This is a genomic window from Paenibacillus sp. FSL R7-0340 (genome assembly GCF_038002205.1).
Classification (GTDB): domain Bacteria; phylum Bacillota; class Bacilli; order Paenibacillales; family Paenibacillaceae; genus Paenibacillus; species Paenibacillus polymyxa_B.
The window spans coordinates 3,658,654-3,684,960 of sequence record NZ_JBBOBY010000001.1 but is presented as its reverse complement, the minus strand read 5'-3'; the positions used below and the strand labels follow the sequence as shown (position 1 = coordinate 3,684,960).

The 26,307-nt window shown below is 51.8% G+C and carries 1 protein-coding gene (only partly in view); it reads left to right on the top strand.

The window, feature by feature from the left end:
* Positions 1-4: 4 nt before the first annotated feature.
* Positions 5-26,307: the 5' portion of a non-ribosomal peptide synthase/polyketide synthase gene (locus MKX59_RS16050; protein WP_340858538.1), read on the top strand. The gene runs 15,910 nt beyond the window's last position; 26,303 of the gene's 42,213 nt are visible here — the first part of the coding sequence; it begins with the start codon at positions 5-7; its stop codon lies beyond the right edge, outside the window.

Sequence of the window (26,307 nt, the reverse complement as noted above, 5' to 3'; positions counted from 1 at the left end):
ACGGATGACACAGCAAGATGTTCAATTGTTTTCGCTAAGCCAGCCACAGCAACGGATTTGGTATACGGAGCTTCTGTATCCTAATCGGAATACATCAACAATTATTGCAACAGTAAAAATCAGGGGAACTGTTCGTATAGATGCCTTGCAGCAAGCAATGAACCGGGTGATTGCCCAAAATGATTCTTTCCGTATCAAGATCACTGCTCAGGATGGGATTCCATATCAATATGTAGAGCCGTTTACGGCGGAAAGTATAGAAACGCTCCAAGTTACCCCGGAAGAAGCAAAGGAATGGTTAAAGCGCCATAATCCACAGCCATTCTCATTGTTGGATTCGCAGCTGTACCGATTTGTTATCTTGCAGCTCGCAGCAGAAGAAACATGGTTTAATTTTAAAATGCATCATATTATTTCAGACGGTGTGTCCATGAATCAGGCCATTAATGAAATCACCGGACATTATATGGATATTGTGCATGGTACAGGTCAAGATGCACCGACCAAAGGCAATCCATATCTGGATTTTATCCAGGTAGAGCAAAGCTATGAGCAATCAGACCGTTATCAAAAGGACAAAACGTACTGGACAGAAAAGTTTGCCGATTTGCCAGAGACTACAGGTTTGAAATCATATAACCCGCTGACACTGAGCACAGCTGCACGCCGGGAGAGCTTTATACTGGAACATGAGTTGTATCGTGGTGTTACGGCTTTTTGCGAGGAACATAAAATTAGTATTTTCACGTTCTTCCTGGCAGCTCTGTATATTTATTTGCATAAAGTGACGGGAGAGCAGGACCTAACCGTGGGGACACTCTATGCCAACCGTACGTCTAAGAAGGAAAAGGATACCATCGGTATGTTCGTCAGCACCGTGGCTACGCGTCTGTTAGTCGAACCAGAATCCGAACTGCTGACCTTCTTGCAAGGTGTAGGGAAGGAGCAGGCGTCCATTTTGCGGCATCAGCGTTACCCATACAACAAAATTATTCAGGATTTGCGTGAACAGCAAAGCAGTCTGGACATTCAGCGTCTGTTTGGTGCTTCCATCCAGTATCGTACATTGAGTTTCTCCCGGTTTGATGAAGCCATTCAGCAGGTAGATAACGATTTCTGCGGAGATACGGTGAACGACTTCGATATTCACATGGTTGAAATGCTGGATGACGATAGACTCGTGCTGTACCTAGATTATCGTACCGAGCTGTTTAGTGAACAGGAAATTGCTCGAATTATTCGACAATTTTTGAGTGTGGCGGAGCATATGGTGCAGGGCCCACACAAGCGGATACAGGAATTGTCGCTGATCAGTGAGGAAGAACGGGCACAAATCGTCGACGTATTCAATGCTACTGCGGTGGAATATCCACACGAAGCAGGCATTCATGAGTTGTTTGAGGAACAGGCTGAACGTACACCGAATCAGACAGCAGTCGTGTTCGGAAATGCCCGTTTAACTTATGGCGAACTGAATGTAAAAGCAAATCGACTGGCTCACACGTTGCGCGGACACGGTGTTACCGCCGAGCAAACTGTAGGTATCGTTGCTGAGCGTTCCACGGATATGATTGTCGGCATGTTGGCGATTCTCAAAGCGGGCGGCGCATATGTGCCGATTGACCCTGATTATCCGGCTGAACGTGTCCGTTACCTGCTGGAAGATTCGAGGGCGAAGTTGCTGCTGGTGCAGCATGCAGAACAGCAACTGGAGGAATACACCGGAATCGTACTGGATCTGAGCGATGCTAAGGTGTACGGGGCAGAGAATGACCAAGGCTTGAATACCGTACATTGGGAGCAAAACGAGGCTTATCATGCGGATTATGCCGATTATACTAATCTGAAAAATGAGATTTTAAATGAATCATCCTCGTCTGTCGTAGACAGCACTGCTGGAGAACAAGAACGTAAATTTGGAAACCGACTAGCTTATTTGATGTACACTTCGGGCACGACCGGACAGCCCAAAGGGGTTATGGTAGAACATCGCAATGTCGTGCGTTTGGTGAAAAGTACAAACTATGCGCAATTAGATGCTGATACACGCATTTTGCAAACTGGCGCCGTTGTCTTTGACGCGTCCACCTTCGAAATTTGGGGTGCGCTATTGAATGGTGGACAGCTCGTGCTGGTAAGTCAGGATGTCATTTTGGACGCTCCAAAGCTCAAGGCAGCCGTGCGCAACCATGGTATCACGACAATGTGGCTGACTGCGCCGCTCTTTAACCAGCTATCTCAGCAGGACTTGGAGCTGTTCGAGGGGGTACAAGAACTGCTGGTCGGTGGTGATGTGCTGTCCGTACCGCACATTAACCGGGTGCTGGAGGCTCATCCGTCCCTGCGGATCATTAACGGCTATGGGCCGACAGAAAATACAACTTTTTCTACAACTCATGCGATTGCCAGCGTGCAATTGGAAGCGGTGCCGATTGGGCGTCCGATTCACAACTCCACAGCGTATGTCGTAGACCGTTCCATGCAGCTTCAGCCTGTCGGGGCATGGGGGGAGTTGATCGTCGGCGGCGACGGGGTGGCACGTGGCTACCGGAACCGTCCGGATTTAACGGCTGAAAAGTTTGTAGACAGCCCGTTCCGCAGCGGAGAGCGCTGCTACCGCACAGGCGATTTGGTGCGCTGGAATGAGGACGGGACGTTGGAATACAAAGGACGGATTGACGCACAGGTGAAAATCCGGGGCTACCGGATTGAGTTGGGCGAGGTGGAAGCACAGCTGCTGAAGCTGGAGGCGGTGCAAGAAGCCGTCGTCATTGCACGTGAGGATGAGCAGGGGCAAAAGCAGCTCTGTGCATATGTAGTCACCCTTGCGAATATCGCGGCTAGCGAGCTGCGAAGCGCCTTGAGCCAAGAATTGCCGGGTTACATGGTACCGTCATATTTTGTGCAGTTGGAGCAATTGCCGTTGACACCAAATGGCAAAGTGGATCGTCGGGCATTGCCGCAACCAGAAGGAAGCGTGGATTCCGGTGAGGATTACGTAGCGGCACGTAATGAGGTAGAACGTACGCTAGTGTCTGTGTGGCAATCTGTACTTGGTATTGAGCATATTGGTGTGCTGGATAACTTTTTCCATCTGGGGGGCGACTCGATTAAGGCCATCCAGGTGTCTTCAAGACTGCTGCAAAATGGTTACAAGCTGGAAATGAGGGAGTTGTTCCAGTATCCGACGATTGCTGAGCTGAATGGACGAGTGCAGCGGGTGAGCCGCGTTTCCGATCAAGGAGAAGTCAGTGGAAACGTGGCATTGACACCGATTCAACACTGGTTCATTGAACAGCAGCCATCCAATCCTGAACACTATAACCAGGCTCTGATGCTGCATCGTGAGGATCGATTGGATGAAACGGCGCTTCGTCAGGCACTGCAACGCATTGTCGAGCACCATGATGCTTTGCGCATCGTATTCCGCCAAAATGCGGACGGTGGGTATGAAGCATGGAACCGTCGCGTGCAAGAAGGAGAATTGTACAGCCTCGAAGTAGTTGATTTTACAAATGAGTCTGACTTTGTTCATTTGCTGGAGGACAAAGCCAGCGAAATTCAAAGCAATATCCGTCTAGATGAAGGCCCTTTGGTGAAGCTGGGTCTGTTCCGTTGCACCGATGGAGACCATTTGTTGGTAGCGATCCACCATTTTGTGGTCGACGGCGTGTCTTGGCGTATTTTACTGGAGGATTTGGCATCCGGTTATGAGCAGGCTTTACAGGGCGAGTCTGTCCGTTTACCCAACAAAACGGATTCCTTCCGTCTGTGGGCAGATCAGCTATCCGCTTATGCGAACAGTGGAGCGTTGGAGAATGAGCGTGCGTATTGGGAGCAGATTGAGCAAGCAGGGAAGAGTCAGACATCCTTGCCTAAAGATTACACTCGTAAATCTCAGGCTAAGCCACAGCTTCGCGATGATCGGACACTGACAGTAGCGTGGACGGTACAAGAAACGGAACAATTCTTGAAACAAGCTCATCGCGTCTACAATACAGAAGCAAACGACCTGTTGCTGACAGCTCTGGGCACTGCAATTCAGGAGTGGGCAGGCATCCGTCAGGTGCTTGTAAATCTGGAGGGGCACGGACGGGAAGCCATTTTGCCGGATGTAGACATTACGCGTACGATCGGTTGGTTTACCAGCCAATTCCCGGTTGTACTCGATATGGGCGAGGATCGGAATGTGGGACGGCGTGTCAAGAACGTCAAAGAAGGACTGCGCCGTTTGCCGCATAAAGGGATTGGATACGGGATTTTGAGATATCTTGCTGACAGGGAAGGGGAAGCCCCTTTTATCAGCGAGCCGGAAATCAGCTTTAACTATCTCGGACAATTCGATCAGGATTTAAAGAATAATGCCTTTCGCATGTCTCCTTATTCCATCGGAGCTTCCATTAGTGACACGTTAACCAAGCGGTATGCTCTGGATATCAACGGCATGATCACAAACGGTGCACTGGAGTTGACGATCAGCTACAGCAACAAAACGTTCATGAAAAAGTCAATCAAAAAGCTGGCTGATCTGCTTCAGGAGAGCTTGCGTGAGGTATTGGCTCACTGTGTGGAAAAAGAGTTGCCAGAGCTGACGCCAAGCGATTTGTCCTTCCAAGGACTGACGGCTGGAGAGCTGGATCATATTGTAGAGCAGACGGCTGCTGCGGGAGAACTGGAAAATATTTATTCGCTCACACCCATGCAAAAAGGCATCCTGTTCCACGGCTTAATGGAGCCGAAATCCGGGGCGTACTTTGAGCAGGCGACATTTGATCTGCAAGGCAGCTTTCAAGTGGAGGCTTTTGCCGAAAGCTTAAATCAACTGGTGGATCGCCATCAAATATTCAGAACTAATTTTTATAGCGGCTGGAATGAGCAGCCTTTACAGGTGGTGTACCGCCACAAACATGCCGGGTTCCGTTTTGAAGATGTGCGTTCAATGGGACAAGGAGAGCAGGACGCATACATTGCTGATTTTGCTGAGCGTGACAAAGTCGAAGGCTTTAATTTCAGCTCAGGCGAGCTGATGCGGGTGTCTGTTTTGCGTACAGGCGAGGAGTCGTACCGTTTTGTATGGAGCTTCCACCATATTTTGATGGACGGCTGGTGCTTGTTCCTGGTTGTGGGGGAAGCATTTAATACGTACTTTGCCATCCTCGAAGACCGCAAGCCGGAGCTTGTCCCGATAACGCCATACAGCGAATATATTGAATGGCTGGAGCGACAGGACAACGCGGAGGCTGAACGGTTCTGGAGTGATTACTTTGCTGGTTTCGAGCAGCAGACGGTATTGCCGCAGGCAAAACAGCTGGACGGTCACGCTAAAGAATATGAAGCGGACAAGCTTTCGTTTACACTGGGCCGCGAAGTGACGGAACGGATGAACAAGCTGGTTAAGCAAAAGCAAGTGACGGTCAACACCCTTCTGCAAGCAGCATGGGGCGTTGTGCTGCAACGGTATAACAACAGTCGGGATGTTGTATTTGGCAGTGTCGTATCCGGCAGATCAGCGGATATTCCGGGCATAGACAAAATGATTGGTTTGTTCATTAATACGGTTCCTGTACGGATTCACAGTGAGAAAGATATTACGTTTGCTGCGTTAATGAAGCAGATACAGGAGCAGGCACTGGCTTCCCGTGCTTATGAAACCTATCCGTTGTATGAAATTCAGGCCCTGACAGAGCAAAAACAGGACCTGGTGAACCATATTATGGTGTTTGAAAACTACCCAGTGGAACAGCGTATGGAGCAAATGGGTAGCCGTGGTGAGAATGGTTTTACGATTACAAATGCTTCCGTATCGGAGCAAACGAACTATGATTTCAACATTACGGTTGTGCCGGGTGATGAAATTCATGTCCATTTAGAGTACAACGCGCGAGTATTGGAACGTACAGCTATAGAGCAAATCCGCGGGCATTTGCTGCATATTATTGAAGAAGCGATTAACAGACCAGATGCGCTGGTAGATGAGCTTGAGTTGGTGACTGCTTCGGAAAAAGCGAAAATCATCGACGGTTTTGGATCAGTGGGCGTATCTGCATGGAGTGATGAAAAGCAATCAGAAGGGTTGTTCCACGCCTATGTGGAAGAACAAGCGCAGCTTGTGCCGAATCACGTGGCAGTTGTATACGAGGAGCGGCAGCTTACGTATCGCGAGCTGAACGAGCGTGGGAACCAACTTGCTCGTAGATTGCGGAATGAAGGCATTGGGCGCGAATCCATTGTTGGTATTTTGAGCGAGCGCTCGGTGGACATGCTGGTCGGCGTATTGGCGGTATGGAAAGCCGGAGGTGCATATGTACCTTTAGATGCGGATTATCCGTCTGACCGTATCCGCTTTATGCTGGAGGACAGCGGCGCTAGGGTGCTACTGACTCAAACAGGTTTGCAGGAGCGTGCCCAAGCATGGCTGAATGAAAGCCGATGGGCTTTGGCCGAAGGTGAGCTGGAAACGGCGGTTAGCATTGAAACGATGGAAAGAGACAGCCTTAATGAGGGATTAAGCTTGAAATCAGATTCGGAGTCTGATAGCGAAGCAGCATCCGAATCCGCAGCGAACTTGCGTCTGCACACCGTACTGGCGCTGGACGATGAGTCGTTGTACACCGGGGATGCCACGGATGTGGAACATATCAATGAGCCGCAGGATCTGGCGTATGTGATCTACACGTCCGGTACAACGGGGCGTCCAAAAGGGGTCATGATTGAGCATCGCAGCTTGGTGAATACGGCTGCGGCCTATCGCCGGGATTACCGTCTGAACCAGTTCCCGGTACGCCTGTTACAGCTGGCGAGCTTCTCCTTCGACGTGTTCGTCGGCGATATCGCGCGGGCGCTCTATAACGGTGGCACGATGGTCATCTGTCCGAAAGATGATCGCATTGACCCAAGCCGTCTATACGGCTGGATTCGCGACTATCAGATTACGGTGTTCGAATCAACCCCGGCCTTGATTGTACCGTTTATGCAGCATGTGCATGAACACGGGCTGGACATGAGCGGTCTGGAATTGCTGATCACCAGCTCGGATAGCTGCAGCGTGACGGATTACCGAGTGCTGCAAGAACGATTTGGTGCGGATATTCGCATTATGAACAGCTATGGCGTCACGGAAGCGGCAATCGACTCCAGCTTCTACGACGAAGAACTGTCGAAGCTGCCGGACAGCGGCAGTGTGCCGATTGGTCAGGCGTGGCTGAACGCACGATTTTACATCGTGGACAGCCAGTTGAATCCGGTGCCGATCGGCGTACTGGGCGAGCTGTGCATTGGCGGTGCCGGGGTGGCACGGGGATACCTGAACCGTGCGGATCTGACGGCCGAGAAATTCGTAGCGAACCCGTACGTAGCGGGTGAACGATTGTATCGCACAGGTGACCTCGCGCGGTGGATGCCGGACGGCAATGTGGACTTTATCGGCCGGATGGATTATCAGGTCAAAATCCGGGGATATCGGATCGAGCTGGGCGAGATTGAAACGGCAATCCAGCGGGTGCCGGGTGTGCGTCAAGCGGTAGTCATCGACCGGACGGACGAACGCGGACACAAGTATTTGTGCGGATACATCACGGGAGAAGCGGAGCTTCGGATCGAGGAGGTACAGGCGGAGCTGGAAGCCGGACTGCCAGCACATATGGTGCCGGCACGCTTGATGCGACTGGAGATGATCCCGCTGACGAGCAACGGCAAAATCGACCGCAAGGCCTTGCCGGAACCGGAAGGAAGCATCCATACCGGCGCAGCCTATGTGGCTCCACGTACTACGGTAGAACAGGTTTTAGCTTCAGTGTGGGCCGGGGTGCTGGGTGCCGAAACGGTAGGCACGCAGGATAACTTCTTTGAACTGGGCGGCGATTCGATCAAAGCATTGCAAGTATCATCCCGATTGCTGCAAGCAGGGTATCGACTGGACATGAAGGATTTGTTCAGCAATCCGACGGTAGCGTCACTCAGTCCTTTGCTTCGTACAGATGGCAAGATTGCCAGCCAGGAAGAGGCAGTAGGCCAGGTAGATCTGACACCTATTCAACGGTGGTTCTTCGAGCAGCAGCCGGTTGATCTGCACCACAGCAACCAGGCGATGATGCTGTATCGAGCCGGGCGCTTTGACGTCGACGCGCTGCGCCGTACGATGGAACGTATTGTCCAGCATCATGACGCATTGCGCACTGTATTCCGTGAGACGGAGCAAGGCTATGCCGCTTGGAACCGCAGTGTGGTGGAAGGCGAGCTATACACGCTGGACATCGTAGATTTTAGCGGAGTTGAAGATGAATCCACCGCAGTAGAAGCCAAGGCGAGTGAAATTCAAGCGAGCATTCACTTGAGCGAGGGTCCACTTGTGAAGCTCGGTCTGTTCCATTGCGCTGGAGGCGACCATTTGCTAATCGTGATTCATCATTTGGTTGTGGACGGTGTATCATGGCGCATTTTGCTGGAGGACTTGGCAGCCGGATATGAGCAGGCCGTTGCAGGTAAAACAGGCACAGCCATCCGATTGCCGCATAAAACAGATTCCTACCAGGTATGGGCCAAACAGCTGTCAGCCTACGCAAATAGTGTGACGATGGAGCGGGAGTTTGCATACTGGCAGCATATCGAACAGGCGGAAGCCAGCCTCGCGAAGCCTCTGCCGAAGGATTTTGCGAATGACAATGCTCTGCTTGGAGACAGCGAGGTAGTGACAGTCAGCTGGACGAAGCAGGAAACCGAGCAGCTGCTCAAACAAGCTCATCGCGCGTATAACACGGAAATGAATGACCTGCTGCTGGCCGCACTCGGCAAAGCCGTGTATGAATGGTCTGGTTCCGAACGGGTGCTGGTTAACTTGGAAGGCCACGGACGGGAAGCCGTTGTACCCGACGTGGATATTACGCGCACAGTCGGCTGGTTTACGAGCCAATTTCCGGTTGTACTGGATGGAAGTCTGGGACAAGGTGGAAATACCGCTCGGCTGATTAAACGGGTCAAGGAAGGGCTGCGTCATATTCCGCAAAAAGGCATCGGTTATGGTATTTTGCGATACCTGTCAGATATGAATGTTCTGGAGAAAGTAGGCGTGCAGTTAAAGACTCAGCCTGAGATCAGTTTTAACTATCTGGGCCAATTCGATCAGGATTATAAAGGTAACGATCTGAAGCCTTCCTCCTATTCCATTGGTGTGCCTGTTAGCACGAACGCGGCTATGGATTTTGCACTAGATATCAATGGATTAATCGAGGATGGCGAGCTGATGTTCACTATTCGCTACGGTACCACACAATTCCGGCACGAAACGATTGCACGGCTTGGAGAACTACTGGCATCCGGCTTGCGTGAGGTGATTAGCCATTGCATTGCGCAGGAAAGAACGGTGTTGACTCCAAGTGATGTCTTGTTAAAACATGTAACGCTGGACGAGCTGGAGCAATTGGTGAAAGATACACAAGATATGGGTGAACTAGAAAATGTGTATGCTTTGACGCCGATGCAAAAGGGCATGCTCTTCTTCAGTCTAATGGATGAGAGTTCGGCAGCTTATTTTGAGCAGGCAACCTTTGAATTGAATGGATGTTTTGATGTGGTTGCTTTCAGCAAAAGCTTTGATTTGCTCGTACAGCGTCATGAGGCGTTACGGACGAACTTTATCAGTTCATGGAAGGATGAACCTGTGCAGGTCGTCTTCCGTAATCGTAGCGGGCAATTATATTATGAAGACTTGCGCGGACTAGAAAAAGAGGAACGAGAAGCTTGTATTGAAGCTTTTGTCATCGAGGATAAAGCGAAAGGATTCAATCTTGCAGAGGATGCACTCATTCGTGTCTCCATTTTGCAAACCGGGGATGATACGTACCACTTTGTTTGGAGCTTCCATCACATTTTGATGGATGGCTGGTGCTTGTCCTTTATGACACAGGAGGTATTCGGTAGCTATCTGGCACTGCGTGCGGGTCATGAGCCAACGCTGGAGCCTGTCACGCCGTTTAGTCGATTTATTGAATGGTTGGAGCGTCAGGACCGTGAGGCAGCCTTGCAATACTGGCGTGGGTATCTGGCGGACTACGAGCAGCAAATTACGCTTCCTCAGCAAAAAACACAGCCTAAATCGATGCAAGATGGGGAATATGTTGCTGAAGATCTGGAATGTGACTTCCAGCCGGAGCTGGTTGCTCAGATCGAACGGGTGGCGAAGCAAAATCAGGTGACGGTCAACACGTTGATTCAGACCGTATGGGGCGTTCTGTTGCAAAAATATAACAACAGTTCGGATGTCGTGTTCGGTAGCGTAGTGTCTGGTCGTCCAGGCGATATTCCAGGTGTGGAGCACATGATCGGGCTATTTATTAATACGATTCCAGTGCGTGTGCAGTCTGAAGAGGGCGAAGCCTTTAACGAGCTGATGAAACGAACACAGCGGCAAGCGCTGGCGTCCAATGCCTATGATGCGTTCCCGCTGTATGAAATTCAGGCACTGACCGAGCAGAAGCAGGATTTAATCAATCATATTATGATATTTGAAAATTATCCGGTGGAGCAGCAGGTAGAGCAGCTGGGAGGCCAAGGACAGGAACCGTTCACGATTTCGAATGTGGTGGCTACAGAGCAAACCAACTACGATCTTAACGTAGCCGTTATGCCGGGAGAAGGCATAAAGATTCGCTTTATGTATAACACGCTCTGTTTTGATCGGAAAGGCATTGAGCGTCTGTATGGACATTTCACCCGTCTCTTGGAGCAAATTTCGCTCAACCCAAATGTTCGGGTTGAAGAGCTGGAATTGGTCACAGCAGCGGAAAAACAACAGATTACAGCAGCATTTAATGACACTGCTTGTGCATTTCCGTCCAAACAGACGATCCATCAGCTGTTCGAGGATCAGGTGGAGTGTACGCCAGACCAAGTGGCATTGGTGTTTGGAAATCAGAGTCTGACTTATCGGGAACTGAATGAACGGGCAAACTCATTGGCCCGAATGCTTCAAGCCCAGGGAGTAGGACCTGACAAGCTGGTGGGTCTGATGGTGCAGCGCTCAGTGGAAATGATTGTAGGTCTCCTGGCCGTTCTCAAAGCAGGTGGTGCTTATGTGCCAATCGATCCCGAATTTCCGTCCTCTCGTATTGAATACATGCTGGAAGACAGCGAGGCCGCAGTGCTTCTGACCAGTCGTGAGCTGGCAGAAGAGCACCATTGCCATGCCAATACCATGTTTCTTGAGGATGCCGCATTGTATCAGGGAGAAAGTAGCAACCTGGAGACGATTGCCCGCCCAGAGCATTTGGCTTACGTCATCTATACCTCGGGTTCGACTGGAAATCCGAAAGGAGTTATGCTCCAGCATCGCTCGGTACTCAACTTTATTACCGGGATGCGCGAAGCCATTGACTTTGAAACGAGCCAAACCATTTTGTCACTCACGACCATTTCATTCGATATTTTCGTCTTGGAAACCATCTTGCCCCTGCTGGGTGGAATGTCTGTTGTGCTTGGCGACCGCCAGCATCAGGTGAACCCGCAGGCGCTTGGTGAGTTGATTACTCAACATTCTATTGAGATGTTGCAAATGACCCCATCCCGGCTGCAAATGCTGCTGGGTCATGAAGCAGGTTCCCGCGCGCTGCGAAACGTGAAGGTCATTATGGTCGGGGGTGAAGCCCTTCCGTCCAAGCTGCTCACAGCACTGCAAGAAATAAACGGTCCCCGCATTTATAACATGTACGGACCTACAGAAACGACGGTGTGGTCGGCCGTACAGGAACTGACCCATGCTCAAGACATTAATATCGGACGTCCTATCGCGAATACCCAAATCTATATCATGAATGCGAGTGGAGAGTTGCAGCCCGTCGGTGTGCCCGGCGAGTTATGTATTGCAGGGGAAGGATTAGCCCGTGGGTATTGGAAACGTGAAGAACTGACGGCTGAGAAATTTGTAAATAATCCATTTGCTGGTGGCAAGGCAGGCCATGAGCGGATGTACCATACAGGCGATTTGGCGAGATGGACGCCGGACGGCAACATTGAATATTTGGGGCGGATGGACCATCAGGTCAAAATCCGGGGCTACCGGATCGAACTGGGCGAGATCGAATCGCAGCTGCTGGAGGTGGAGTCGGTACAAGAAGCGGTCATCATGGCCCGTGGGGACGAAACGGGCCAAACACAGCTCGTGGCGTACTACGTCGCGAGTCAAGAGCTTGGCGCCGGTGAGCTGAGACATGAGCTGGGGCGGGAATTGCCAAGCTATATGATGCCGTCGTATTTCATTCAGTTGGAGCAGATGCCGCTGACACCAAACGGTAAAACCGACCGCAAGTCCCTGCCAGCACCGGAAGGCAGCCTGCAAAGCGGAGCAGATTATGTAGAGCCGCGCACTGCACCGGAACGGGCACTCGTAGCGGTCTGGCAATCCGTCCTAGGCGTGCCAACCGTCGGAATGTTGGACAATTTCTTTGACCTGGGCGGCGATTCGATCAAGGCGATTCAAATCGTGTCCCGTGCGTTCCAGGCAGGCTACAAGCTGGACATGAAGGATTTGTTCCGCTATCCCCTCGTCGCAACCCTGGCACCGCATATGCACGAGGTCAGTCGTATGGCAGATCAGGGAGAAGTGAGCGGAGAAACGGCGTTGCTTCCGATCCAGCACGGGTTCTTTGCACAGGAGCAAGTGGATGCGCATCACTTTAATCAGGCCGTTATGCTGCACCGGGAGCAGGGCTTTGACGAAGCTGCTTTGCGTCAGGCGCTTGGCAAGCTGACGGAGCACCACGATGCTCTGCGGATGGTGTTCAGCAAGACCGAGCAAGGCTATAAAGCGTGGAACCGCAGAATACAGGAAGGCGAGCTGTATCACCTGGACGTGCTGGACTTTAGAAATTTGACGGATGAAGCCATGCTCAGCGCGGCAATTGAAGCGAAATCCACCGAAATTCAAAGCAGTATCCAGCTTCAAGAAGGACCGCTGTTAAAGGCTGGTTTGTTCCACTGTGCCGATGGGGATCATCTGCTGATAGTGATTCACCATTTGGCGGTGGACGGGGTATCCTGGCGTATTTTGTTTGAGGATTTGGCTACTGCCTATGAACAGGCTGTTCATCAGGAAGTGCTTCAGCTGCCGGACAAAACGGATTCCTTCCGTTCCTGGTCACAAAAACTTTCCACCTATGCGAATAGCACAGCTATGGACAGTGAACACACCTACTGGGAGCAACTGAACGCAGCCGCTTGGGCTGACCAAGTGCGTTTGCCTGAGGATCAAGCGCAGGCTGAGCCATTTACCTTGGCTGACACGGATACAGTGGTCGTCCAGCTTACGGAAGAAGAGACTGAACGGCTGTTGAAGCAAGCACACCGCGCATATAACACGGAAGTGAATGATCTGCTTCTGACTGCTTTGGGCATGATGCTGTACACATGGACCGGCCATGAACGCAGCCTGATCAACCTGGAGGGACACGGACGTGAGGATATTTTGCCGGATACGGACATTTCTCGTACGGTAGGCTGGTTTACGAGTCAATATCCGGTATTGCTGGACATCGGTCGTGATCACGCCTTGTCGGGACGCATCAAACAGGTCAAAGAGAGTCTGCGTCATATTCCGAATAAAGGAATGGGCTACGGAATCTGGAGATATTTGAGTGAATCCGGCCAAGCCGTTGGTCAGCAAGCAGATGCACAGCACCTTGGTCAACATCAAGTTTTTGCCGAGCCACAAGTAAGCTTTAACTATCTCGGCCAGTTTGATCAGGACTTGCAAAATAGCGATATGCGTATGTCTCCTTACTCGATTGGATCGGTCGTTAGTGACCGGACGAAGATGAAATATGCTCTGGATGTGAGCGGAATCGTAACGAACGGCATCCTGGAACTGGGCATTCGGTATAACGGCAAAGCCTTTCGTAAGGACACCGTCCACATGCTGGCTAATCTGTTAAAATCCAATCTGCTTGAAATGATCGAGCATTGTGTTACGCAGGAGCGGACCGAATTGACTCCAAGTGATGTATTGCTAAAAGGTCTGACCCTGGAGCAATTAGATACGATTAAGGAGCAGACCAAGACGGTTGGGGAATTGGAAAATATGTATCCGTTAACCCCCATGCAAAAGGGGATGCTGTTCCATAGTCTGATGAATGCAGAAACAGGCGTGTATTTTGAGCAGGCGACCTTTGATCTGGAGGGCCACTTGGAGCCGTCCCTATTCGAGGAAAGCTTGAAGCTGCTGGTTAGCCGGCATGCTATATTACGGACGAATTTCTACAGCGGCTGGTATGGTCAACCGTTGCAGATCGTCTATCGTCATAAAAATCCGAGCTTCCGTTATGAGGATGTCCGAGGCCGTGAGCACGCTATAGCTGAATTTGTGGCCCAGGATAAAGCTCAAAACTTTGATTTAGGCAAGGATGCGCTCATGCGCGTAACCGTCTTCCGCACGGGTGATAGCTCCTACCGTTTTGTATGGAGCTTCCATCATATTGTGATGGACGGTTGGTGCCTGTCGCTGGTGACGGATGAAGTGTTTGGTGCCTATGTTGCCCTGCTGGAGCACAAGCAGCCAGAGCTCGCACCTGTCAAGCCGTATAGTGACTATATCGAATGGTTGGAAGATCAGGATGCACAGGAAGCGACCCGTTATTGGAGTGAGTATTTGGCGGGTTATGAGCAGCAAACCTTGTTGCCTGGTGAGAACGCACAAGCTTCTGTAGTCGCACGGGATGAAGAACCAGACGGAAGCGGTGCGGGTTCCCGTTCCGGCTATGTTTCAGAAAAGCTGCCATTTATGTTGGGTAAAGAACGGACCGCGGCATTGAACCAAATGGCCAAGCAACAACATGTCACGATTAACACCTTGCTGCAAAGCGTGTGGGGCGTTATTTTACAGCAATACAATAATCATCAGGATGTTGTATTTGGTGGTGTGGTATCCGGTCGTCCGGCAGACATTCCGGGTGTGGAGAATATGATCGGGTTGTTTATCAACACGATTCCGGTACGCATTTGCAGTGCACCGGATGCTACATTTGCAGAAGTATTGCAGCGCACACAGGAGCAGGCTTTGGCCTCTGGTGTCTATGACACGTTCCCGTTATACGACATTCAGGCACTGACTGCACAAAAACAAGACCTGATTCATCACATTATGGTCTTTGAAAACTACCCGATCGGGCAACAGATGAAGCAGATGGGCGGTTCCGGTGAGACAAGAGCACAAAATGGCTTCTCTATTGCCAATGTGGCACTTGCCGAGCAAACCAACTACGATTTCAACCTGATTGTCGTGCCTGACGAGGATATCTCCATCCTGCTTGAATACAATGCTCTGGTGTATAGTCGGTCTGCCATGGAGCGTATCCAGGGGCATATCGACCATGTCATCGGACAAATTGTGGACAATCCGAATATCCGTTTGAATGAGCTGGAATTGGTAACACCGGTAGAACAGGCACAGATCGTTCAGGTCTGGGGGGATACGGCGGCAGCCTATCCGCAGGATCAGACGTTAAGTGTGCTGTTCGAGCAGCAGGTAGCGAACACACCGGAGCAAGTGGCGGTACTATGCGGAGCGGAGTCGTTGACCTACGCGGAGCTGAATGAGCGAGCCAACCGTTTGGCTCGGACGCTACGTGCGGAAGGTGTTGAACCAGATCAGCCTGTAGGCATACTGGTTCACCGTTCGCTGGACATGATCGTAGGCATCTACGCGATCCTCAAAGCAGGCGGAGCCTACGTGCCCATCGATCCAGACTATCCGGCGGATCGTATCCGCTTTATGCTGGAGGACTCGGAAGCGAAGCTGGTGCTGACGCAATCGCATCTGGCGGAGCAAGCATCACTGAGTTTCGACGGCCAGGTGCTGGTGCTGGATCGCGAGGACATTTACCACGAAGATGGCTCGAATCTGGAGCCACTGGCCGGACCGCACCATGTAGCCTATGTCATCTATACCTCTGGCTCCACGGGAAAACCGAAGGGCGTGATGGTGGAGCACCATTCTGTGCTGAATCGGATTTTGTGGATGCATGATCGTTACGGCTTGAGTGCGGAAGATACGATCCTGCAAAAGACGGCCTTCACGTTCGACGTGTCGGTGTGGGAGCTGTTCTGGTGGTCGCTGGTCGGCTCAAAGGTGAGCCTGCTGTCAGTCGGCGGGGAAAAGAACCCGGAAGACATCGTCGACACGATTGCTCGCGATGGTGTGAGCACGATGCACTTTGTACCCGCCATGCTGCATGCGTTCCTGGAATATGTAGAGCAGCAGCCACGGGAAGTGATGCAAGCGAAGCTGGGTACGTTGCGCCATGTCTTTGCCAGTGGTGAAGCATTGCCACCACAGCATGTCGCACGGTTCCAACGGCTCGTGTCGAGTCTAGCGGGAGCGAAGCTGGTCAACTTGTATGGCCCAACCGAAGCGACGGTGGACGTATCGTACTTCGATTGCGAGCCTAATGAAGCCTATTCGGTCATTCCAATCGGGAAACCGATTCAGAATATTCGTCTGTACATCGTGAAGGAAGGCACGGAGCAATTGCAGCCGATCGGGGTTGCAGGGGAGCTGTGCATCGGCGGTGTCGGCGTAGCACGGGGCTATCTGAACCGACCGGAGCTGACGGCCGAGAAATTCGTAGCCGATCCGTTTTCCGGTGGTGAAGCCGGGTATGAACGGATGTACCGCACAGGCGATTTGGCGAGATGGATGCCGGACGGCAACATTGAATATCTGGGCCGGATCGACCATCAGGTGAAAATCCGGGGTTACCGGATTGAGCTGGGCGAGGTCGAATCGCAGCTGCTGCAAGTGGAATCGGTGCGCGAAGCCGTAGTCACGGCTCGTGCGGATGAAACGGGCCAAAAACAAATGGTGGCGTACTATGTCGCCGGACAAGAGCTCGGAGCCAGCGAGCTGAGAAGTGAGCTGGGCGGGGAGCTGCCAAGCTACATGGTGCCGTCGTACTTTGTACAGCTGGAGCAGATGCCGCTGAGTCCAAATGGCAAAATCGACCGCAAGGCCCTGCCAGCACCGGAAGGCAGCCTGCAAACCGGAGCGGATTATGCTGAGCCGCGTACCGCGCAAGAACGTGCTCTGGCAGCGGTCTGGCAGTCGGTACTGGGACTACAGACTGTCGGTATTTTGGACAATTTCTTTGATCTGGGCGGCGATTCGATCAAGGCGATCCAAATCGCATCGCGTGCGTTCCAGGCCGGCTATAAGCTGGACATGAAGGATTTATTCCAGTATCCAACGGTTGCAACACTGGCACCGCATATGCACGAGGTCAGTCGTATGGCAGATCAAGGAGAAGTGAGAGGGGAAACCGCTTTGCTTCCGATCCAGCATTGGTTCTTTGCGCAGGAGCGCGAGCGTCCGCAGCACTTTAATCAGGCGGTCATGCTCTATCGTGCCGAGGGCTTTGATGAGACGTCGGTTCGCCAAGTCATGGATCACATCGTGAAGCATCATGATGCGCTTCGCACAGTTTTCCGTCAGACTTCCTCGGGTTATACGGCTTGGACACGCGGTGTAGATGAAGGCGCGTTGTATACGCTGGAAACCGCAGACTACCGTGAACAAGTAGCCTATGCGGAAGCGCTGGAAGTGAAGGCAAATGAAATCCAAAGCAGCATCGACCTGTCCGCAGGACCTTTGGTCAAACTCGGATTGTTCCGCACAGCAAAGGGAGATCATTTGCTCATAGCCATTCACCATTTGGTGATAGACGGGGTGTCGTGGCGGATTCTGTTTGAAGATTTCTCGACTGGCTACGAACAGGCGATCAAGGGCGAGTCGGTACGATTGCCCTATAAAACGGATTCCTTCCAAACATGGGCACGGGAGCTGTCGTCTTACGCCAACCGTCCTGCGGAGGCGTCGGATGAAATTTACTGGAAGCAGCTGGAACAGGCCAAAGCGGAAGCGGCGCCGCTGCCTAAGGATTTTGCCTATGAGGGCTCCTTGAATGCAGACAGCGAAGTGCTGACGGTAGAGTGGACCGAAGCTGAAACTCAGCAGCTGCTGAAGCAGGCCCATCGCGCCTATAACACCGAGGTCAATGATTTGCTGTTGACCGCGTTAGGATTGGCAATGCACAACTGGACAGGCGCGGGACAGGTGCTGGTGAACCTGGAGGGACACGGTCGTGAAGCGATCTTGCCAGAGGTGGATATAACACGTACGGTAGGCTGGTTTACGAGCTTGTATCCGGTGCTGCTGGAAATGGGCAAGGGAATGACACTGGCACAGCACATCAAAGAAACGAAGGAAGGTTTGCGCCGGATTCCACATAAAGGGCTGACGTATGGAACTTGGCGCTACTTGTCTCCTGCGTCCCATGCGTTTGCAGCAGAACCGGAAATCAGCTTTAACTATTTGGGACAGGTCGATCAGGATGTGCAAAACAGTGGAATCTCATTGTCATCCTATAGCGCAGGGGAGACAGAGGATGCCCATTCACCGCTGCAATATACGCTGGATTTGAATGCGATGATCTCGGAAGGCACGCTGCGCTTGACGATCGCTTACAGTCGTAAGCAGTATCGCAAAGAAACGCTGGAACGTGTGGCGGGACTTCTGCAATCCGCTTTGCAAGAGGTGATTACACATTGTGTCGCTCAGGAACAGCCGGAGCTGACGCCGAGTGATGTGTCCTTCCAGGGTCTGACGACTGGAGAGCTGGAGCACATGGCAGCCCAGGCCGCACATATAGGTGAGCTGGAAAATGTATACGCGCTGACGCCGATGCAAAAGGGCATGCTCTTTTACAATCTGATGGACTCGCAATCGGGAGCTTATTTTGAACAGGCCTCCTTTGATCTGCAAGGACATTTTAATATCGATGCGTTTGCGGCAAGTTTGGATGTATTGGTGCAGCGGCATACAGCACTGCGCACGAACTTCTACAGTGGCTGGAAGGATGAACCGCTGCAGGTCGTGTACCGCAATAAGCACAGTGAACTCTATGTGGAAGATTTGCGGGATATGGAGGAAGTGCAGCAAAACGAGTACATCCTCGAATATACGCGCAAAGACAAGCAAAGAGGCTTTGATCTGGCACAAGATGCCTTGATGCGTGTCGCTGTTTTGCGCATAGGTGAGGATGCGTACCGTTTTGTGTGGAGCTTCCACCATATCGTGATGGACGGCTGGTGCTTGTCGCTGGTGACAGGCGAAGTGTTTGCGAGTTATTTTGCAATACTGGCCCATAAGCAGCCTGAACTGGCCCCTGTAACGCCATACAGTCAATATATTGAATGGCTGGAGCAGCAGGATCGTCAGGCCGCATCAGGTTACTGGAGCAAGGTTTTGGAAGGATATGAGGAACAGTCCCGCCTGCCACAGGCTAAAATTCAGGGCAAAACGGGCTATCAGGCGGAGCGTTTGGATTTTGACTTGGGCGCGGAGCTAACGGCAGGCATTCAGCGCATAGCCAAGCGTTATCAGGTAACGATCAATACGTTGATGCAGACCGTTTGGGGCATTTTGCTGCAAAAATATAATGGCACAGATGATGTGGTGTTTGGCAGCGTGGTATCTGGACGTCCGGCAGACATTCCGAATGTGGAGCACATCATTGGTCTGTTTATCAATACCATTCCTGTACGCATCCGCAGTCAAGTGGACAGCTTATTCTCAGACGTGATGAAGCAAACCCAAGAGCAATCGATTGCTTCCCATGCCTATGATACGTACCCGTTGTATGAAATTCAGGGGCTGTCGGAGCTTAAGCAGGATTTGATCAATCATATTCTTATTTTTGAGAACTATCCGGTAGAGGAACAATTGGAGCAATTAGGCAACGACGATGAGTCCAGCTTCAGTATCACAGGAGCCGAGTCTGTCGAGCAGACCAACTATGACTTTAACCTGGTGGTACTGCCGGGGAACACCATTCACATGAGTTTTGGTTATAATGCACTGGCCTTTGAACGGGAAAGTGTAGAGCAAATTCGAGGGCATCTGGTACAGCTGCTGGAACAGGTGACAGCGAAACCAGACATTCGTGTACATGAGCTGGATATGTTAAGTGAGCAGGAACGCAAGCAAATCGTCGAGGTTTGGGGCAATACAGCGGTAGCCTATCCAAACGAGCAAACGATTCATGGCTTGTTCGAGGCGCAAAACGCGAAAACGCCGGAGCAGACAGCCCTGTTCTTCGAAGGAGAGCAGTTGACCTATCGTGAACTGAATGCACGCGCCAATCGATTAGCTCATACCTTGCGCAGTCAAGGTGTGACGAAGGATCGACTGGTGGGTCTGATGACCGAGCGTTCGGTGGACATGATCGTAGGTATCTTCGGGATTTTGAAGGCTGGTGGCGCGTATGTCCCAATCGATCCGACGTATCCAGAAGAGCGTATCCGCTATATGCTGGATGACTCGGGTGCGAAGCTGTTGTTAACGCAAAACCATCTGGTGGATAAAGCAGCTTTTGACGGTAACGTGCTGGTGCTGGATGGAGCACAGAGTGTGTATCACGAGGATGGTTCCAATCTGGAGTCGTTGTCTGGTCCGAACGATCTGGCGTATGTCATTTATACGTCGGGTACAACGGGGCAGCCGAAGGGTGTAATGTTGGAGCATCACGGGCTATGCAATCTGAAAACGTATTTTGATCAGACGCTTCGGATGAGCACGTCGGATCATGCGTTGCTGTTCGCCAGCTATTCGTTTGATGCGGCTTGCTGGGAAATCTTCCAGGCGCTGTTCTGCGGAGCCACGTTGTATGTGCCAACGTCAGAGACGATTCTGAATTACGAGCGGTTTGAGCAATATATGGCGGATCACCAAATCACGGTAGCAGCTTTGCCGCCAACCTATGCGGTGTATCTGGAGCCAGAACGGATGCCAAACTTGCGTATTCTGTTTACTGCGGGTTCAGCATCCTCAACCGAGCTGGTATACAAGTGGAAGGATCAGGTGGCGTACTACAACGGCTACGGTCCAACTGAAAACTCGGTGGCGACATCCATCTGGCCGGTATCCGAGGATGAGAGAGCCGGACAACTGATTTCCATCGGACGCCCTGTGCCGAATCATCGGGTATACATGGTGGATGTGCATGGACATTTGGCTCCGGTGGGCGTAGCGGGTGAGTTGTGCGTGTCCGGTCCGGGTCTGGCTCGGGGTTATCTGGATCGTCCAGAGCTGACGGCTGAGAAATTTGTATCGAATCCGTTTGCGGCTGGCGAAGCGGGCTATGAACGAATGTACCGTACAGGTGACTTGGCGAGATGGATGCCAGACGGCAACATCGAATATTTGGGCCGGATCGACCATCAGGTGAAAATCCGGGGCTATCGGATCGAGCTGGGTGAGGTCGAGGCACAAATTTTGAAAGTGGAGGACGTACAAGAGGTCATCGTACTGGCACAAGCGGACGAACAGGGGCAAAACCAGCTGGTGGCGTACTATGTTGCTGAACGGGAAGTGAGCACTGGTGAGCTGCGCAGCTTACTGGGCGAGGAACTGCCAAACTACATGGTGCCTTCGTATTTCATCCAGCTGGAGCAGATGCCGCTGACACCGAACGGTAAAATCGACCGCAATGCCCTGCCGGCACCAGAAGGCAGCCTGCAAAGCGGAGCGGACTATGTAGAGCCGCGCACAGCGCTGGAGCAGACGTTGGTGTCCATTTGGCAGGCTGTATTAGGAACGAAGAGAGTCGGGATTTTGGATAATTTCTTTGATCTGGGCGGCGATTCGATCAAGGCAATCCAGGTATCCTCCCGTTTGCTGCAAGCGGGCTACAAGCTGGACATGAAGGATTTGTTCCAATATCCGTCCATTTCGATGCTGAGCGGTCATGTACACAAGGTCAGCCGTACAGCCGATCAGCAGGTGGTTTCGGGGGCAGTTAAATTGACCCCAATACAGCAATGGTTCTTTGGACAATCCTCAGTAGAGCTACATTATTTCAATCAGTCGGTGATGCTGTATAGAGCACAAGGCTTTGATGAAGCCGCATTGCATCAAACGGTGACCAAGGTAACGGAGCATCATGATGCGCTACGTATAGTCTTCCGTCAGACCGAACAGGGCTATGAAGCGTGGAATCGTGGTTTGAACGAAGGTCAGCTGTACAGTCTGGACGTTGTGGATTTGACGGATGTGCAAAACATTACAGATGTTGCAGCAGCAATTGAGGTGAAGGCGAATGCCATCCAAGGCTCCATTCGTCTGGGCGAAGGACCGCTGGTGAAGCTGGGACTTTTCCGCTGCATGGATGGGGATCATTTACTGATTGCGATTCACCATTTGGTGGTAGACGGCATTTCATGGCGGATTGTGTTTGAGGATTTTGCCGCGGGATATGAGCAGGCGGTTCGTGGAGAAGCCATTCGTCTGCCCTATAAAACGGACTCTTTCTCCGCTTGGGCAGAGCGCTTATCACAATATGCGAATAGTCCGGCCATCGAAGATGAACGCGAATATTGGCAGCGTCTTGCCCAAATAGAAATTGCATCGTTGCCTAAGGATCAAGAAAGAGCGGAAGGGCAGCATTTTCTGATCAGAGACAGTGAGACTGTGACTGTGGCTTGGAGCGAGCAGGAAACACGACTGCTGCTACAGGAAGCACACCGTGCGTACCACACCGAGGTCAATGATCTGCTGTTAACCGCACTCGGCACAGCGTTATATAACTGGAGCGGTCAAGAGCGCGTGCTGGTCAATCTGGAGGGACATGGCCGGGAAGCCATTGTTCCAGATATCGACATCACCCGTACCGTGGGCTGGTTTACAAGCCAATATCCGGTGCTGCTGGGTGTGGACGGAAAGGCAGAAGTAGGGCAGCGAATCAAACGGGTGAAGGAAGACCTGCGTCATGTGCCACAAAAGGGCATTGGCTACGGCATTTTGAAATATATGTCTCAGGATGATGCCCATCATTCCCTTGCCTTGCAGCCTGAAATTAGCTTTAACTATTTGGGACAATTTGATCAGGACTTGGAAAATGGGGATATCACGCTGTCTTCACATCCAGGTGGAGAGCCGATGAGTGATCATACCGTACTGGAGCATCCTTTGAATGTGAACGGAATGATTACAGCGGGCGCCCTGACACTGGAAATTCGCTATGACAGTAAGGTATATCATCAGCAAAATGTAGAAAACTTTGCGCAGTTGCTGCAGGAAAGCTTGCAGGAAGTGATCACTCATTGTGCCTCCAAAGAGCGGAGTGAGCTAACACCAAGCGATGTATTGTTCAAAGGCTTGACACTGGAGCAACTGGAGCAATTGACGGAGCAAACGGCTTCTTTGGGCGAGCTGGAAAATGTATATGCTCTTTCGCCAATGCAGAAGGGGATGCATTTCCATAGCTTGATGGAGCCGCAGTCAGGCGCCTACTTCCAGCAAGCCTCGTTTGATCAAAAAGGAAGCTTTGATGTTGAAATTTTCCGCAAGAGTCTGGATGTACTGACACAGCGTCATGAAGCGCTGCGCACGAATTTCCATATGTTTGAGACAGGGCACAGTCAGGAGCCATTGCAGATCGTGTTCCGTCACAAAGATAGCGACCTTTCCTTCCAGGATGTACGCGGCATGCAGGAAGCGGAGCAACAGGCGTATATCCAGGCGTTTAAGCTGGAGGACCAAGCTAGAGGCTTTAATCTCGGAACCGATGCACTCATGCGCGTACAGGTATTGCAAACAGATGAAGAAACGTATCATTTGGTATGGAGCTTCCATCACATTGTCATGGATGGCTGGTGCTTATCGCTGGTTACAGGCGAAGTGTTTGGTACGTACTTTGCACTGCTGGAGCAGAAGCAGCCGGAGCTCGCTCCTATCACACCGTATGGCCAATATATCGAATGGCTGGGACGTCAGGATGAACGTGCGGCAAAAGAATACTGGAGCAGCTATTTGGCGGGCTTTGAACAGCAGACGTTATTACCTGGATCGGATACTTCACCGAAAGACCAAGTGGCGGACAGCGGAGATCATACTGTATCCACTACAACAAGCGACACCAGCGAATATATCTCTGAAAAAATAACGGTAGATCTGGATCCAACGTGGAGCGAAGCCATACACCGGATTGCGAAGCAGCAGCAGGTCACGATTAATACGCTGATGCAGAGCGTGTGGGGCCTTATTTTGCAGAAATATAACAACAATGAGGATGTTATTTTCGGTAGTGTTGTATCTGGACGTCCAACAGATATTGCCGGCGTAGAGCATATGATCGGTTTGTTCATTAATACGATCCCGGTGCGGATTCAAAGTGAACGGAATGCCACTTTTGTGGAAGTGATGCGGAAAACGCAGGAACAGGCACTGACCTCGGGAGCCTATGACAGCTTCCCGCTATACGAGATTCAGGCGCTGACCGAGCAGAAGCAGCATCTGATTAACCACATTATGGTATTTGAGAATTATCCGGTAGAGGAGCAAGTTGAGCAGCTGGGTGAAGTTCGTCCGTCCGCTTTTGAAATTACGAATGTAGAGGTTGTTGAGCAAACGAATTATGATCTGGACTTGATTGTGATGCCCGATGAGCTTTTCCGCATCATGTTCAGATATAACGCCAATGTATACGACCGGTCTACGATAGAGCGGATGCAAGGACATGTACTGCATGTCATCGAGCAAATTATCGACAATCCGCATATCCGATTAAATGAGCTGGAATTGGTGACACCGGAAGAGCAGGCGCAGATCGTTCAGGTGTGGGGAGATACGGCGGCAGCCTATCCGCAGGATCAGACGCTAAGTGCAACGTTTGAGCAGCAGGCGGCACGAACACCGGATCAGGTGGCAGTGTTGTGCGGAGCGGAATCGTTGACCTACGCGGAGTTGAATGAACGCGCGAACCGTTTGGCTCGGACGCTGCGTGCGGAAGGTGTTGAACCGGATCAGCCTGTAGGCATACTGGTTCACCGTTCGCTGGACATGATCGTAGGCATCTACGCGATCCTCAAGGCAGGCGGAGCCTACGTGCCCATCGATCCAGACTATCCAGCGGATCGTATCCGCTTTATGCTGGAGGACTCGGAAGCGAAGTTGGTACTGACGCAATCGCATCTGGCGGAGCAAGCATCACTGAGTTTCGACGGCCAGGTGCTGTTGCTGGATCGCGAGGACATTTACCACGAAGATGGCTCGAATTTGGAGCCACTGGCCGGACCGCACCATGTAGCCTATGTCATCTATACCTCTGGCTCCACTGGGAAACCGAAGGGCGTGATGGTGGAGCACCATTCTGTGCTGAACCGGATTTTGTGGATGCATGATCGTTACGGCTTGAGTGCGGAAGATACGATCCTGCAAAAGACCGCCTTCACCTTTGACGTGTCGGTGTGGGAGCTGTTCTGGTGGTCGCTGGTCGGCTCAAAGGTAAGCCTGCTGTCGGTGGGTGGGGAAAAGAACCCGGAAGACATCGTCGACACGATTGCCCGCGATGGCGTGAGCACGATGCACTTTGTACCCGCCATGCTGCATGCGTTCCTGGAGTACGTGGAGCAGCAGCCACGGGAAGTGATGCAAGCGAAGCTGGGTACGTTGCGTCACGTCTTTGCCAGTGGTGAAGCATTGCCACCACAGCATGTCGCACGGTTCCAACGGCTCGTGTCGAGCCTAGCGGGAGCGAAGCTGGTCAACTTGTATGGTCCAACCGAAGCGACGGTGGACGTATCGTACTTCGATTGCGAGCCGTCAGAGGAATATACGGTCATTCCAATCGGGAAACCGATTCAAAACATTCGTCTGTACATCGTGAAGGAAGGCACGGAGCAATTGCAGCCGATCGGGGTTGCGGGTGAGCTGTGCATCGGTGGTGTCGGCGTAGCCCGAGGCTATCTGAACCGTCCAGAACTGACGGCCGAGAAATTTGTGAAAGATCCGTTTGCTGGCAGGGAAGCAGGCTATGAGCGGATGTACCGCACAGGCGATTTGGCGAGATGGATGCCGGACGGCAACATTGAATATCTGGGCCGGATCGACCATCAAGTCAAAATCCGCGGGTACCGAATTGAGCTGGGCGAGGTCGAATCGCAGCTGCTGCAAGTGGAATCGGTACGCGAAGCCGTAGTGCTGGCGCGTGCGGATGAAACGGGACAAAAACAAATGGTGGCGTACTATGTCGCCGGACAAGAAATGGGTGCCAGCGAGCTGAGAAGTGAGCTGGGCCGGGAGCTGCCAAGCTACATGGTGCCATCGTACTTTGTACAGCTGGAGCAAATGCCGCTGAGTCCAAATGGCAAAATTGACCGCAAGGCCCTGCCAGCACCGGAAGGCAGCCTGCAAAGCGGAGCCGATTATGTCGCACCGCGGACGTGGGTGGAAGTGAAGCTGGCACACATTTGGCAGGATGTGCTGGGCCTCAC